Origin of the sequence: Streptomyces sp. NBC_00234 (assembly GCF_036195325.1) — a bacterium.
Lineage (GTDB): Bacteria > Actinomycetota > Actinomycetes > Streptomycetales > Streptomycetaceae > Streptomyces.
Genome location: NZ_CP108101.1, coordinates 4,708,507 through 4,722,552 on the forward strand (window position 1 = coordinate 4,708,507; position 14,046 = coordinate 4,722,552).

General features: G+C 71.8%; 13 protein-coding genes. 10 read left to right on the plus strand and 3 right to left on the minus strand.

What is annotated here, in order from left to right:
- Window positions 1-64: 64 nt before the first annotated feature.
- Together OG230_RS20815 and OG230_RS20820 are read right to left on the minus strand one after the other, a co-directional pair.
- Entirely contained in the window at window positions 65-892 is an 828-nt protein-coding gene (locus OG230_RS20815; protein WP_328905237.1) for a MerR family transcriptional regulator, read from the minus strand.
- A 75-nt stretch (window positions 893-967) separates the two neighbouring features.
- On the minus strand, window positions 968-1,867 hold the full coding sequence (locus OG230_RS20820) for a MurR/RpiR family transcriptional regulator (RefSeq protein WP_443051347.1): 900 nt from the start codon (window positions 1,865-1,867) through the stop codon (window positions 968-970).
- Window positions 1,868-1,998: 131 nt separating this feature from the next.
- Here OG230_RS20820 and OG230_RS20825 point away from each other — a divergent pair, with 131 nt between their 5' ends.
- Genes OG230_RS20825 through OG230_RS20850 form a run of 6 tightly spaced genes read left to right on the plus strand, consistent with a single transcriptional unit; the run spans window position 1,999 to window position 8,487 of the window.
- Window positions 1,999-3,183: a C45 family peptidase gene (locus OG230_RS20825; protein WP_328905239.1), complete on the plus strand. Its 1,185-nt coding sequence runs from the start codon at window positions 1,999-2,001 to the stop codon at window positions 3,181-3,183.
- Window positions 3,184-3,196: 13 nt separating this feature from the next.
- Window positions 3,197-4,852, plus strand: coding sequence for an ABC transporter substrate-binding protein (locus OG230_RS20830; protein ID WP_328905240.1), 1,656 nt, complete (start codon window positions 3,197-3,199; stop codon window positions 4,850-4,852).
- A gap of 6 nt (window positions 4,853-4,858) precedes the next feature.
- Window positions 4,859-5,806 carry an ABC transporter permease gene (locus OG230_RS20835; RefSeq protein ID WP_328905241.1) on the plus strand — a complete coding sequence of 316 codons (948 nt, stop codon included), beginning with the start codon at window positions 4,859-4,861 and terminating at the stop codon, window positions 5,804-5,806.
- A complete protein-coding gene (locus OG230_RS20840; RefSeq protein ID WP_328905242.1) occupies window positions 5,803-6,651 on the plus strand; it encodes an ABC transporter permease in 849 nt (282 codons plus the stop codon). Before OG230_RS20835 ends, OG230_RS20840 begins: the two co-directional genes overlap by 4 nt.
- A 4-nt stretch (window positions 6,652-6,655) precedes the next feature.
- Window positions 6,656-7,651, plus strand: a complete 996-nt coding sequence (locus OG230_RS20845; protein ID WP_328905243.1) for an ABC transporter ATP-binding protein — start codon at window positions 6,656-6,658, stop codon at window positions 7,649-7,651.
- Window positions 7,648-8,487: an ABC transporter ATP-binding protein gene (locus tag OG230_RS20850; protein ID WP_328905244.1), complete on the plus strand. Its 840-nt coding sequence runs from the start codon at window positions 7,648-7,650 to the stop codon at window positions 8,485-8,487. The genes OG230_RS20845 and OG230_RS20850 overlap by 4 nt, the downstream gene beginning before the upstream one ends.
- A gap of 103 nt (window positions 8,488-8,590) precedes the next feature.
- On the opposite strand, the gene OG230_RS20855 is transcribed toward OG230_RS20850, so the two are convergent.
- Window positions 8,591-8,794 (minus strand): cold-shock protein, encoded by a 204-nt coding sequence (locus OG230_RS20855; RefSeq protein ID WP_003967102.1) that lies wholly within the window; start codon window positions 8,792-8,794, stop codon window positions 8,591-8,593.
- A 309-nt stretch (window positions 8,795-9,103) separates the two neighbouring features.
- Between OG230_RS20855 and OG230_RS20860 the strand changes: the two genes are divergently transcribed.
- From OG230_RS20860 to OG230_RS20875, 4 genes are all read left to right on the plus strand, one after another.
- Window positions 9,104-9,982, plus strand: a complete 879-nt coding sequence (locus tag OG230_RS20860; protein ID WP_328905245.1) for a menaquinone biosynthetic enzyme MqnA/MqnD family protein — start codon at window positions 9,104-9,106, stop codon at window positions 9,980-9,982.
- Between the two features lie 368 nt (window positions 9,983-10,350).
- Window positions 10,351-12,021 (plus strand): serine/threonine-protein kinase, encoded by a 1,671-nt coding sequence (locus OG230_RS20865; RefSeq protein ID WP_328905246.1) that lies wholly within the window; start codon window positions 10,351-10,353, stop codon window positions 12,019-12,021.
- Window positions 12,022-12,093: 72 nt separating this feature from the next.
- A complete protein-coding gene (gene mqnC, locus OG230_RS20870; protein WP_328905247.1) occupies window positions 12,094-13,293 on the plus strand; it encodes a cyclic dehypoxanthinyl futalosine synthase in 1,200 nt (399 codons plus the stop codon).
- Between the two features lie 14 nt (window positions 13,294-13,307).
- Window positions 13,308-13,940 (plus strand): imidazolonepropionase-like domain-containing protein, encoded by a 633-nt coding sequence (locus OG230_RS20875; protein WP_328905248.1) that lies wholly within the window; start codon window positions 13,308-13,310, stop codon window positions 13,938-13,940.
- The last annotated feature ends 106 nt before the right edge of the window (window positions 13,941-14,046 follow it).

The following is a 14,046-nucleotide window of genomic DNA, read 5'->3' on the forward strand; positions in this document are numbered from 1 at the left end:
CGGGGGTGGGGAACGGGGTGGGGGCGTTCGTGCGGGACGCGCGGACGCCCCCACCGCACCGGAGTCAGGCCCTGGCCACCGGCTCCTGGAGCTCCGTCACCCACGCGTCCCTGTCCTCGGGGCACTCCAGGTTGACCTCCCGGGTGTACCCCAGGGACCGGTATCCGTTGGTGTCCAGCCAGCGGGCGAGTGTCTGTTCCGTGGTGAGGACCCCGTCCATCGCACCGCGGTGGACGATGGTCGCCGCCTCGAACGCGGGCAGCTCGACCACGGTGACGCCGGTGTCCCCGACGGGGCCGACCGGCGCGGAGACCGTCACCCCGGCGTGCACGGTGATCGCCCCCTCGCCCGCCGGGGCGTCCTCGTACCGTGCGACGCCCGGTCCCGTGGGGCTGATTCCGGCCGCCTGCAGCAGCGGGAACAGCCGGTCGTACAGCGGTCCGATCACCGGGGTGATGGCCTGCGGCTGGTAGCTCTCCGCCGTACCGGTCAGCTCCGCCACCCGTACCGCGGGCACCTGCTTGACGACGACATCGTTCGCGGACATGTGTCCCTCGCTCTCGATCGACCGGAGCCTCGCCTCGACCTGGGCCAGCCGTGCCGCCGCCGCGGCCACGGCCGCCTCCAGTTCCGCGCGCCGCAGCCGCAGCATCCCCCGCAGCTCCTCCGGGCCGACCTGCTCGTCGAGGATGGCCCGCACCTGCTGGAGCGTGAAGCCGAGGTCCTTGAGGGCGATGACACGGTTGAGGCGGGCGAGCTGGGCGGCGCCGTAGAAGCGGTAGCCGGTCGTGGGGTCGGTGCGGTCGGGGCGCAGCAGCCCGATGGCGTCGTAGTGGCGCAGCATCCTGGCCGACACCCGCCCGTACCTGGCGAAGTCTCCGATGGTGAACATGATGTCTCCCAGTGCACGGCCTCACACGGTGTGAAGGTCAAGGGAGGCCGTGCGGACGGTCGTCCGGCCGGCTGTTCAGCCGCGTCGCTTCGGGTTCAGCAGCTGCTCCCGCAGGGCTGTGAGCTGGTGCGAGGACTCCACCGCGCGGGTCTCGTCGAGCGTGGCCAGCGCCAGGATCAGCGCATCCGCGACGAGCAGTCCCGTCAGTGACTCCGCGGTGATCCCGGTCGGGGTGTGCGGCGCGGTCAGGACGGCCTCGACGCGATCGGCGTACGCCTCGCCGAGCTCGTCCGTCACGAGGATCACCTTGGCGCCGACGGCCCGCGCGCGTTCCATCATCACGGTGAGTTCCACCAGCCGGCGGCCCGGCTGGAAGATCACCACGGCGTCGCCCTGTCCCAGGGCCAGCAGCTGGTCGGCGAGGGCGAAGCCCGTCTCGGAGACGAAGCGGGCGCGGCGGCCGATCCGGCCGAGTGCCAGGGACAGGTGGCGGGCGCCGGGTTCCGAGGCGGCGATGCCGTAGCAGAACACCTCGTGGGCCTCGGCGAGCACGGTCACCGAGCGTCTCAGGGCCTCCGGTCCGGTGAGGCGCCGGCAGTGGTCGATGCGCTCGCGTGCCTCGTCGAAGACGTCGCCCCAGATGGAGTCGAGGTCGCGGCCGACGTGCGCGATGCGCTGTTTGAGGCGTACCTCGGGCGGGACGGCGGAGGTGAAGTCGTTGGCCAGTTCGCGCTTGAGGGCGGGCAGGCCGGCGTATCCGAGGCGCTGGAGGGCGCGTACGACGGTGGCGTTGCTGGTGGAGCTGGCGGCGCCGAGCTCCTGGGCGCTGGCGAAGAGCAGCTGCTCGACGGGGGCGCTGACCAGGTACTGGGCCACGGCCCGTTCGGATGCGGACAGTTCCTCCCATTGGTCGCGAATCGCTGCGCGCAGCCGCGTCACTCCGGTCTCGTTCTCTGGAATTTCCATTACAACCATTGACTTCCGTGTGACCGGCGTTACTGTCCTGGGCAGAACGTTCCAAAGGGAACGCATCCTGAAATCGACGTTACAGGATCGTGGTGATCCTCCGACGCCGCTCGCGGGAGCGTTCCGTCGCGAGGAGAAGAATGGCACCCCGTCCCACGGAACCCGTCCCCGCCCGGGTCCTCCCGGTCATCGAGATCTCCGGCAGCCCGCTCGAACGCGGGAGCCAGTACGGCGAAGCCGTGCGCCCCCAACTGCGAGCCGCCCTCGACTACTACGAGGAGGCGTTCGGCCGGTCCGCAGGGCTGACCTGGGACCGGGTCACCGCCCGCGCCGCCCGCTGGCTGGACCCGGTGCGCGCCTACGCGCCCCACCTCGTCGAGGAGATGCAGGGCATCGCGAACGGTGCCGGGGTCGGCCTGCTCGACGTCCTCGCCCTGAACGCCCGCGGCGAGGTCATCTACGACAAGTCCTTCGCGCAGATGGAGGTTGACGGCCGGCCGGCCGACGAGGAGCCCGCGGAAGGCTGCACCTCCTTCGCCGCCTTCGGCGAGGCCAGCGGCGACGGACACGTCTACGCCGGACAGAACTGGGACTGGCGGGCGGGCGTCGCCGACACCGTCGTCATGATCCGGATCGTCCAGCCCCCCAAGCCGACCCTGATCATGCAGGTCGAGGCCGGACAGATCGGCCGCCAGGGCGCCAACTCCGCCGGGATCGCCTTCAACGCCAACGGCCTCGGGGGCCGCTTCGACGACGCGATCGGGCTGCCGCAGACCGTCGTGCGCCGCAGCGTCCTGGACCAGAGCACCATCACCGACGCCCTCGACGTGCTCTGCCGCACCCGGGCCCACATCGCGAGCAACGCGCTGCTCACCTGCCGCGAGGGCTTCGCCATCGACCTGGAGACCACCCCGGCCGGGCACGGCTGGATGTATCCGACCGACGGCCTGCTGGTGCACGGCAACCACTACCAGGCGGGCATCCCCGGCCCGCTGGCCTCGGCCGGCTACCGGCCGATGTCCTCCGACTCGCTGGTCCGTGTCCCCCGGGCCGAGCAGGGACTCAGGGCGCTGCGCGACTCCACCGGACCCGAGGAGTCCCGCACGATCATCCGCCGGGCGATGTCGGACCACCTCGGCCACCCGGAATCCCTGTGCACCCACCCGGATCCGCGCCGGCCCCTCGTCGAGCACTGGGCCACGCTCGTCTCCTCCCTGGCCGACCTGACCACCGGGGACTACCACGTGACCGCCGGAACCCCCTGCGACCGCGCGTACCAGCACCTCCCCTGGAACCTCTACGACGGCCCGTACGGCCAGAACTGACGGGAAATCAGTGATGAACCGCATCTCCGCAGGTAAGACGGCTCTGGCCGCGGGTCTCGTCGTGGCGACGGTCGTCGCGGCCACGGGCTGCAGTGGAGCCACCCAGAACACCGGGGGCGGCGCCGGAAAGACCGAAGCCGCCGCCCTCGCCCTCACCCCGACGACCCCGCCGGCCAAGGGCGAACTCGCCAACGCCAACTGGCTGCTGGAGGACGAGCCGGACTCCCTGGACCTGGACACCCAGGGCTCCAGCGCGGGCCGCGTGGTCCTCACCAACGTCTGCGAGCGGCTCTACCAGCTCCAGCCGGACATGTCGACGAAGCCCTTCCTCGCCGAGAAGGCCGAGACACCGGACGACAGGACCCTCGTCCTCACCCTCCGTTCCGGGGTCACCTTCCACGACGGCACCCCGATGACCGCCGACGACGTGCTGTGGAGCCTGGAGCGGCACGCCGACCCGGACATGGAGCAGGGCGACGAGTTCGGCAACATCGCCGCGATGAAGAAGACCGGCGACCGGCAGATCACGATCACCTTCAAGGCGCCGGACGCCATGTTCTTCAAGGCGCTCGCCGGTGACGCGGGCATCATCTGGAACAAGGAGCAGGTCGAGAAGGCGGGCGAGGACTTCGGCACGCCGGGGCAGCCCGACGCCTGCACGGGCCCCTACGAGCTGGGCGACTGGAAGTCCGGTGACTCGATCACCATCCGGCGCCACGACGCGTACTGGGGCGCGAAGCCGCTGACGAAGCAGGTCACCTTCCGGTGGGCCGCCGACAGCGCACTCGTCAACGCCCTCACGACCGGGGCCGCCGACGGCGCGTACGCCGAGTCGCCCAACACCGCCGCCGCACTCGACGGCAAGAAGGGCATCGAGCAGCACTACGGGCCCTCCACGGCCTCCCTCGTCCTGATCCCCACCGAGCGCGGCGGCCTGAAGGACCCGAAGATCCGCCGGGCTCTCTCGCTCGCGCTCGACCGCAAGGGAATCGCGGCCTCCGGTTACGGCTCCATGGTCCAGCCCTGGGGCACCCCGGTCGGCTCCGGCGCCTGGGGCTACGAGAAGGACGTCTTCGAGGCCGCGCAGAAGGACATCGCCTACGCCCCCGAGAGCCCCACCGCGGACGACCTCGCGGCGGCCAGGAAACTGGTGAAGGAGGCGGGCCCCGCCCCCACCGACGCGATCGTGATCGGTACGGACGCCAGCCAGGGCCGCACCGTCGTCGCCAACGCCGTGCGCTCCGCGCTCCAGCGGATCGGCCTCAAGGGGCAGATCAAGACGGTCCCGACCTCGCAGTTCGAGCAGTACTACAGCGACCCCGAGAGCCGCGGCGAGATCGACGTGCTGGTCGGCGACTGGTACATCTCCAAGGCCGACCCCATGGGCTTCTACGACAACGCCCTCTCCGACTCCTCCAACAACTGGGTCGGTTTCGAGGACGCGGCGTACGACGCCAAGGTCAAGAAGGCACTCGCCACCCTCGACGACGCCGAGCGCGCGAAGCTCACGGTCGACGTCCAGAAGACCTTCACCGACGCGGCCGTGTGGATCTCGGTCGCCCAGGTGCCGTCCGTCCTCGTCCTGAACGAGAAGCTGACCGGCCCGCCGGCCTCCATGGCGTACCTCTACTACCCGTGGGCCGCCGGACTCGGCGCGAAGAAGGGCTGATCACCGATGCTCGCCCGGATCTCACGGCGGCTGGCCGGACTGCTGGCCACGCTCCTCGCCGCCTCCTTCGTCATCTTCGCCGCCGTCTACGCGGCACCCGGTGACCCGGCCGTCTTCCTGGCCGGGGGCCGCGACAAACTCACCCCGGAAAAGCTGGAACTGGTCCGGGCGCAGTACCACCTCGACGAGCCGCTGGTCGTGCAGTACGGGCGCTGGCTCGGCGACTGCCTGCAGTTCGACCTCGGCCGGTCCTTCAAGTACAGCGACCAGGTCGCCGATCTGCTGGCCGCCCGCTTCCCGACGACGCTCGCCCTGGTGGCGTACGCGACCGTGCTCTTCGTCGTCCTGGGCGTCGGCGCCGGCATCCTCGCCGCGGTCCGCCGGGGCACCTGGATCGACTCGACCGTCGTCGGCGGGACCACCCTGGCGGCCTCCGTCCCCTCGTTCGTCTCGGCCATCGCCCTGGTCGCGCTGTTCGGCGTCCAGCTCGGCTGGTTCCCCGTGACCGGCAGCGGCGAGGGCTTCGCGGGCACCCTGCACCATCTGACGCTGCCCGCCCTGTCGCTGGCGCTCGGCGCACTCGCGCTGATCAGCCGGGTGACCCGGCAGTCGATGGCCGACGCGGGCGCAGCCGACCACGTGGAGGTGGCCCGCGCCTCCGGCGTCCCCGAGCGCGAGATCGTGGTCCGCCACGTCCTGCGCAACGCGCTGGGACCGATCGTCACCATGTGCGGCCTGGTCATGGCGGGCATGCTCGCCGGCACGGTCGTCGTGGAGACGGCCTTCGGGATCAGCGGTATCGGCTCGCTGCTCGTCGGCGCCATCAACACGCACGACTTCCCCGTCGCACAGGCCGTACTCCTGCTCATGGTCACCGGCTACATCGTGGTCACCACGCTCGTCGACCTGGTGCACCCGCTGCTCGACCCGCGTGTGAAGGAGGCCGCCGCATGAGCGCCCCGACCCTCGCCCTCAACGGGCTCACGACCGGTGCGCGCCGGCCGCCGAGCGTCATGATCGCGGGCGCGGTGCTCGTCCTCGTGGTCCTCGCCGCCGTACTCGCACCGCTCGTCGCCCCGTACGCCCCCGACGCCATCGACCTCTCGGCGTCCCTGGTCGGCACGGGCGGCGACCACCTCCTCGGCACCGACTCCTCCGGGCAGGACCTGCTCTCCCGGGTGCTGCACGGCGCGCGCACCAGCCTGATCGCGCCGATCCTGCTGCTCTCCATCGCGGCCGTCCTCGGCGTCGCGCTCGGCACGCTCGCCGCCTGGCGCGGCGGCTGGACCGACACCCTGGTCTCCCGGCTCACCGACGTCATGTACGCCTTCCCCGGGCTGCTGTTCACCGTCCTGATCATCGCGGTCTTCGGTGCCGGCATCACCACCTCGGTGCTCGCGCTCGGCCTCGCCTACACCCCGACGGTCGCGAAGTACACCCGCTCCGTGGCGCTCGCCGAACGCCGCAAGCCGTACATCGACGCCTACCGCGTCCAGGGCATGGGCGGCGCCCGGATCTGCGCCCGCTATCTGGTCCCCAACCTGGGCCGTTCGGTCCTCGGCTATCTGGTGGTGCTGTTCGGCGAGGCCCTGATGTCGCTGGCCACGCTCTCCTATCTGGGCTTCGGCGCCCAGCCGCCCAGCTCCGACTGGGGCCTGATGGTGCAGGAGGGCCAGGCGGCCGTCGTGCAGGGCGCGCTGCTGCCGGCCCTGGTGCCCGGCACCGCCATCGCCCTCGTCGTGGTGTCCTTCAACGTCGTCGGGGTCTGGGCCGCCGACCGACTCGACAGCAGGAGGTAGCCGCATGCTCCTCGACATCGAGAACCTCACCCTCGAACTCCCCGGCACCGCCCGCCCCGTCCTCACGGACGTCTCCCTGCGGGTGGCGGCCGGCGAGGTGGTCGGCCTGGTCGGCGAATCGGGCTCCGGCAAGTCGACGACGGCCAGGGCGGCGCTCCGTACCCTCCCCCCGGGCACGGCCGTCTCCGGGTCGGTACGCGTCGACGGCACGGACGTCCTGGCCCTGAGCGGCGAGGCGCTGCGCCTGCACCGGGCGCGTACGGTCGCGATGGTCCACCAGGACCCGCGCTCCGCCCTCAACCCGGTCCGCCGCATCGGCGACTTCCTGGTGGAGCGGCTCGCCGGCACCGGCCTCGACAGGAGGGCGGCCCGCGCCCGGGCCGTCGAACTCCTCGACACGGTCGGCCTCCCGGACCCCGCGCGCCGGATCCGCCAGCGCCCGCACGAGCTGTCCGGCGGCATGCTCCAGCGCGTCGTGATCGCGGGCGCGCTGGCCGCCGAACCGAGACTGCTGCTCGCCGACGAGGCGACCAGTGCCCTGGACGTCACCACGCAGGCCGAGATCCTCGCCCTGCTCCGCACCCTGCGGGCCGAGCGGAGCCTCGGGCTCCTGTTCATCACCCACGATCTGCACCTGGCCTCCGCCTACTGCGACCGCGTGTACGTCATGTACGCGGGCCGGGTCGTCGAGCAGCAGCCCGCCGCGGCCCTCTTCGAGCGGCCCGGTCACCCGTACACCCGGGGCCTGCTCGACTGCTCGCCGACGCTCGGCGAGACCGGCCGCGAGATCCGTCCGATTCCGGGCCGTCCGCCGTCGCTGGCGGACACCTTCGGCGGCTGCGAGTTCGCCGACCGCTGTCCGGACGCCGAGCCGGAGTGCGCCACCTGGCGGCCCGAGCCGGTGGCACTGGACGGCGGGGGCACCGCGACCTGCCGCCGTCTGCCCGTCCTGACCGGGCCGGTGGCGGGTTCCGGCGGGAAGAAGAGGAGTGTCCGATGACCGGGAACACCCAGGAGCGCGCACCGCTGCTGACCGTGGAGGGTCTGCGCAAGACGTACGGACTGCCGGGCGGCGCCACTCTCACCGCCGCCGACGGCATCACCTTCACGGTCCCGGCCGGCGGTTCGCTGGGGATCGTCGGCGAGTCCGGCTCCGGCAAGACGACCGTGGCCCGGATGCTGGTGGGGCTCGTACGGCCCGACGCGGGCACCGTCTCCGTGGCGGGGCGCGCCCGCACCCCGCGTACCCCGCGCGGCCGGACCGCCCGGCTGGCCCGCGCCCGGGAGATCCAGATGGTCTTCCAGGACCCGTACGTCTCCCTGGACCCGCGCCTGACCGCCCGCCAGTGCCTGACCACGGCGCTGCGGCTGCACGGCCGGGAGGAGACCCTGGCCGACGGGCTGCTCGACCGGGTGGGGCTCGGCGCCCGCGAGGCCGGCGCGCTGCCGCACGGTCTCTCCGGCGGTCAGCGCCAGCGGCTGGCCATCGCGCGGGCTCTGGCGGTGGACCCCCGGGTGCTGGTCCTCGACGAGGCGGTGGCCGCGTTGGACGTCTCGATCCAGGCGCAGATCCTCTCGCTGCTCGGCGAGATCCGCCGGGACACCGGGGTCGCCCTGGTCTTCGTCAGCCACGATCTGGCGGTCGTCCAGCACATCACGGACGAGGTGCTGGTGATGCGCCGCGGCACCGTGGTGGAGCAGGGGCCGACGGAGACCGTCCTGGCGGGTCCGCGCGACCCGTACACCCGGCTGCTGCTGGCCTCGGTGCCGCGGGCGGGCTGGGACCCGGCGGACGCGGTCACGGCGAGGGCGGCCATGGAGCTCGGGGGCGTCTGAGCCGCGTACAGGACAAAAGGCAGGAGCCCCGTTCCCCGCCGAGGCGGAGGAGCGGGGCTCCTTGGGTACTGCTTTACCGGCCGCGATCGACCGACCCGGGCAACTAGGCCGGGGTGACGTTCTCAGCCTGCGGACCCTTGGGTCCCTGAGTGACGTCGAAGTTCACGACCTGGTTCTCCTCGAGGGAGCGGAACCCGGACGCGTTGATCGCGGAGTAGTGAACGAAGACATCCGGGCCGCCGCCGTCCTGGGCGATGAAGCCGAAGCCCTTTTCAGCGTTGAACCACTTGACGGTTCCGGTAGCCATAAGCCCTCCTTGGGCCAAAGGGTTGCCCTGCTCCAGAACCTGCAAACAAGTCTGAAAACTACAAAAGCCTGCGGGTTACATGCTCCGCAGGCTCTGTACTGCAAGGGAAACCAAACTGCAACTTGCGGCGAGCCTAGCACGCACTCTGCGGGGAGCGGTAGGGGGAAAGATCACTTCATCCGGATGTTTGATTAGCGTCACTCACGGGCCGGCGGAGAGGGGCTCCGGGAGAGGGTGGCGGCCCACTCGGGGGAGCGGTCGGGACGCCCCGCTGATGCCGCCCGACGGGTACGGGTCTAGCCTCGCGATGTGGACAATTCAACCGTCTCTCCCGTCGAAGGCGACGACCGTCGCAGCCGGCCGCGCGTCGGCCACATCCAGTTCCTCAACTGCCTCCCGCTGTACTGGGGACTGGCACGGACCGGGACCCTGCTCGACCTGGAGCTCTCGAAGGACACCCCGGAGAGACTCAGCGAGCAACTGATCAGGGGCGATCTCGACATCGGCCCCGTCACGCTGGTGGAGTTCCTCCGCAACGCCGATGACCTGGTCGCCTTCCCCGACATCGCCGTCGGCTGCGACGGGCCCGTGATGTCGTGCGTGATCGTTTCGCAGCTCCCGCTCGAACAGCTCGACCGGGCCCGGGTGGCGCTCGGTTCGACCTCGCGCACCTCCGTACGCCTGGCCCAGCTGCTGCTCGCGGAGCGGTACGGGGTCGAGCCCGACTACTACACCTGCCCGCCCGACCTCGGCCTGATGATGCAGGAGGCGGACGCCGCCGTGCTGATCGGCGACGCCGCGCTGCGCGCCAACCTGCACGACGCTCCCCGCCTCGGCCTCCAGGTCCACGACCTCGGGCAGATGTGGAAGGAGTGGACGGGGCTGCCGTTCGTCTTCGCCGTCTGGGCGGCCCGCAAGGACTATCTGGCCGCGCATCCCCAGCATGTGGCCAAGGTCCACGAGGCGTTCCTGGCCTCGCGGGACGTCTCCCTGGAGGAGGTCACCAAGGTCGCGGAGCAGGCCGCGCGCTGGGAGGCGTTCGACGCGGAGCTGCTGGAGCGGTACTTCACGACGCTGGACTTCCGCTTCGGCCCGGACCAGTTGGAGGGGGTCCGGGAGTTCGCCCGGCGCACCGGGGCGACGACCGGCTTCCCCGCCGACGTGAAGGTCGAACTGCTCGGCGGCTGACCCCCGCGCTCCGGTATCCGGTACGGGGGTAATGGGCCGGGAATGGGGGAATCCCGGACCCTGCCGACTGTTTATCGCCTTACCCGTCGGGGGCGGGCCGGAGCATTCCCTTCCGGTGAATGGAACGAAAGGGATACACGTCCGCCGGGTGTACCGGGACGTCGAATAGGGGACGCCATCCGGCGGGAGTCCGTTCGCGTCCCGGTATCGACCGGACCAACGACACATTCACGCCTTTCGTCGTGGCGAAAACCGCCCTTCGTTCCCTATAGGGGTGAAATCGGCAGAACGTTTCCCTGTGACCGGGTGACCCATGCCCCTAGGCTTCGGGTCGCAGGTCGGGGACGGGCCACAGGGGGAGTCCATATATGCAGCCGCTGGAAGCCGGCGAACCGCACACCATCGGTGCCTACCGGCTGCTCGGCAGGCTCGGCGCGGGCGGGATGGGCCGGGTCTATCTCGGGCGCAGCGCGGGCGGGCGCACCGTCGCCGTCAAGGTCGTCCATCCGCACTTCGCGCTCGACGAGCAGTTCCGCGCCCGGTTCCGCCGCGAGGTCGAGGCGGCCCGGCGGGTCGGCGCGCAGTGGACGGCCCCGGTGCTGGACGCCGACCCGGACGCCGCCGTGCCGTGGGTGGCGACCGGTTACGTGGCGGGGCCCCCGCTGTCGCAGGCCGTCACCACGCACGGACCCCTGCCCGAGTACGCCGTGCGGACCCTGGGCGCCGGTCTCGCCGAGGCGCTCGCCGCCGTCCATGCCGAGGGCCTCATCCACCGGGACGTGAAGCCGTCCAACGTGCTGCTCGCCCTCGACGGCCCCCGGCTGATCGACTTCGGCATCGCCCGCGCCACCGGCGCCACCGTCTCGCTCACCTCCACCGGGGTGTCGGTCGGCTCGCCCGGCTACATGGCGCCGGAGCAGATCCGCGGCCTGGACATCTCCGGCGCGGCCGACGTCTTCTCGCTCGGGGCGGTCCTGGCGTACGCGGCGACCGGCAGCGCCCCCTTTCCCGGTGACTCCTCCGCCGTACTCCTCTACAAGGTGGTGCACGAGGAGCCCGAGCTGGGCGATCTGGAGGGCGAGCTGCGCGACGTGGTCGCCGCGTGCCTGACCAAGGACCCCGCGGGCCGGCCCGACCCTGCGGACCTGGCCCGGCTGCTCGCGCCCGGCGGCGCCGCCTCGATGGTGGCCTCGGGCTGGCTGCCCAACCCCCTGGTGCGCGAGGTCAGTCGCGCGGCCGTGGCCCTGCTGGACCTGGAACCGCAGGAGGCCCCGGTGGAGTCGGGGCCGGTGCCGTTCAGCAACGCCTCGCTGGGGAATCCGGTGCTGGGTGTGTTCGGACCGCCGATCGCCTCGACGCCGCCCCGGCCGACCGTGCCGCCCTCGAACGGGGGGGCCGTCGGCGAAGTGCCCTCGCAGCGCCCCGCCGATCCCCGGTTCGCCGTCACCGTGAACGCCGACGCGCAGCCCGGGGCCCTCCGGGGCCGACGGGTGAGCTGCACCGTCGCGCTGGCCGTGGCGGGCGCGCTCGCCGCCGTGACCGTGGGCAGCGGACTGCTGTCCGGCCTGCTGCCGGACAGCGACGCCACGAAGAAGCCGAGCACGGACGCCGCCGCGCCCTCCCGCTCCGGCTCGCCCTCCTCGCCTGCGCCCGGTGGCCAGTTGGGCGGGCTCCCGAAGGCGTTCGCCGGTACCTGGAAGGGGCCGTTGACCGAACGGTCCGGCGCCCCGCACGGCACGCTGACAGCGGTGTTCACCGAGGGACGGAAGGGGTCGGACGTGGCCCGGATGAAGGTCTCGCTCACCGTTCTCGGCACCACCGTCACCTGCAACAGCATCGGCGCGCTCTCCTCGGCCACCGCCCGGGTGGTGAAGATCCGTGAGCGCCTGGACCCCGGTAAACCGAGCAGCGCGGGTCTGTGCACGGGCGACGCGGCCGACATCGCCTTCACCCTGACTCCGGAGGGCACCCTCGCCTACCAGTCGTACGAAGAGGGCGCCGGCCGGCCGCACGGCACGCTGACCCGGTCCGGCGGCTGAGCCCGACAGGGCCTGGCGTAGGCTGGATCGGTCCGTGGATCCGATGTAAAACCACCGAAAGGTGACAGCCCGGTGACCGAGAAGGCCGACCTTCAGACCGTCCTCGACCGCGCCGCCGAGGGTGGGCGGATCTCCCCGGAGGAGGCGCTCGACCTCTACCGGTCGGCACCGCTGCACGCGCTGGGAGCGGCGGCCGACGCCGTACGCCGGCGCCGTTACGCGGGTACGGAGCACATCGCCACGTACATCATCGAGCGCAACATCAACTACACCAACGTGTGTGTCACCGCGTGCAAGTTCTGCGCCTTCTACGCGGCGCCCAAGGACACGGACAAGGGCTGGACCCGCGACCTCGACGACATCCTGCGCCGCTGCGCGGAGACCGTCGAACTGGGCGGCACCCAGATCATGTTCCAGGGCGGCCACCACCCGGACTACGGCGTCGAGTACTACGAGACGCACTTCTCCGCCATCAAGAAGGCGTACCCCCAGCTGGTCATCCACTCCCTCGGCGCCTCCGAGATCGAGCACATGGCCCGGATCTCCAAGGTGTCCGCCGAGGAGGCCATCCGGCGCATCCACGCCGCCGGTCTCGACTCCTTCGCGGGCGCGGGCGCCGAACTGCTGCCCGCCCGGCCGCGCACCGCGATCGCCCCGCTCAAGGAGTCCGGCGAGCGCTGGCTGGAGATCATGGAGATCGCCCACGGCCTCGGTGTCGAGTCCACCTCCACCATGCTGATGGGCACCGGCGAGACCAACGCCGAGCGCATCGAGCACCTGAGCATGATCCGGGACGTGCAGGACCGCACGGGCGGCTTCCGCGCGTTCATCCCGTACACGTACCAGCCGGAGAACAACAAGCTGAAGGGACAGACGCAGGCCACGCTCTTCGAGTACCTGCGGATGATCGCCATCGCGCGGCTCTTCCTCGACAACGTCGCCCACATCCAGGGCTCCTGGCTGACCACCGGCAAGGAGGTCGGCCAGCTCTCCCTGCACTACGGGGCGGACGACCTCGGCTCGATCATGCTGGAGGAGAACGTCGTCTCCTCCGCCGGTGCGAAGCACCGCTCCAACCGCCTGGAGATCATCGACCTGATCCGCAAGGCGGACCGGGTCCCCGCCCAGCGCGCCACGACGTACGAGCACCTCGTCGTGCACGACGACCCGGCGAACGACCCGGTCGACGAGCGCGTCGTCTCGCACATCTCGTCCACCGCCATCGAGGGCGGCACGGCCCACCCGGAGCTGAAGCTCCTCAGCGCCAACTAAGGGCCTTTGCCGTCTTGCTGACGATCCACGCCGCCGACGCGGTGCTCGGCGCCCCGCAGGGGGCGGACTCCGTGGCCGTGGACGGCGGTGTGGTCGTCGCCGTCGGACCGTACGCGGAGCTGACCGCCGCCCGTCCGTCGGCGCGGGTGCGGCGCTGGTCCGGGCTGCTCACCCCCGGCCTGGTGAACGTGGGGGCGGCGGCCCTGCTGGAGACCGTCTACCACCCCGACCCCCGCGAGGCGGACGTGCTCGGCACCGAACCGCTGACCGGGGACGCGGTCGCCGCGCTCGGCATGGACGACGCCCGGTGGGGCGCCAGCGCCCGGCGCGGGCTGCAGAGGATGCTGCGCCACGGCACGACCGCCGTCGCCGGAACCTTCACCCGCCCCGCCGTGCGCACCGTCGTCGTCCGCTCGGGACTGCGCCTCCACCCTCCGCGCCCGGGGGACGGAACCGGCCGGCTCTCGCTGGACCCCCTGGCGGGGGTACGGGAGGCGGCGGACGCGTTCGCGGGGACGCCGGAGGTCGGCGCCCCCGCCGACCTGGCGGTCTTCGCGGTCCGGGACGCGGAGCAGCTGACCGCGGAGGGCGCGGGCAGCTGCGTCGCCACGGTGCTCGGCGGGCGCCTGGTGTTCCGCGCCTCCTGAACGTACGGGTTGGGGTGCGCGCCGTGCGGCTCAGCATGGTCCCGCCCCTGTACTGAGCGCTCCCGGACCCGAAAGGTTGAAGCCGCCCGGCCGCTGCGGATCAGGA

Bases quoted from the DNA above. Each gene is read 5' to 3' on its own strand.
- OG230_RS20835 (WP_328905241.1), top strand. From the start codon at position 4,859: ATGCTCGCCCGGATCTCACGGCGGCTGGCCGGACTGCTGGCCACGCTC.
- OG230_RS20845 (WP_328905243.1), top strand. From the start codon at position 6,656: ATGCTCCTCGACATCGAGAACCTCACCCTCGAACTCCCCGGCACCGCC.
- OG230_RS20815 (WP_328905237.1), bottom strand. From the start codon at position 892: ATGTTCACCATCGGAGACTTCGCCAGGTACGGGCGGGTGTCGGCCAGG.
- OG230_RS20830 (WP_328905240.1), top strand. From the start codon at position 3,197: ATGAACCGCATCTCCGCAGGTAAGACGGCTCTGGCCGCGGGTCTCGTC.
- OG230_RS20855 (WP_003967102.1), bottom strand. From the start codon at position 8,794: ATGGCTACCGGAACCGTCAAGTGGTTCAACGCTGAAAAGGGCTTCGGC.
- OG230_RS20865 (WP_328905246.1), top strand. From the start codon at position 10,351: ATGCAGCCGCTGGAAGCCGGCGAACCGCACACCATCGGTGCCTACCGG.
- OG230_RS20840 (WP_328905242.1), top strand. From the start codon at position 5,803: ATGAGCGCCCCGACCCTCGCCCTCAACGGGCTCACGACCGGTGCGCGC.
- OG230_RS20850 (WP_328905244.1), top strand. From the start codon at position 7,648: ATGACCGGGAACACCCAGGAGCGCGCACCGCTGCTGACCGTGGAGGGT.
- OG230_RS20820 (WP_443051347.1), bottom strand. From the start codon at position 1,867: ATGGTTGTAATGGAAATTCCAGAGAACGAGACCGGAGTGACGCGGCTG.
- OG230_RS20825 (WP_328905239.1), top strand. From the start codon at position 1,999: ATGGCACCCCGTCCCACGGAACCCGTCCCCGCCCGGGTCCTCCCGGTC.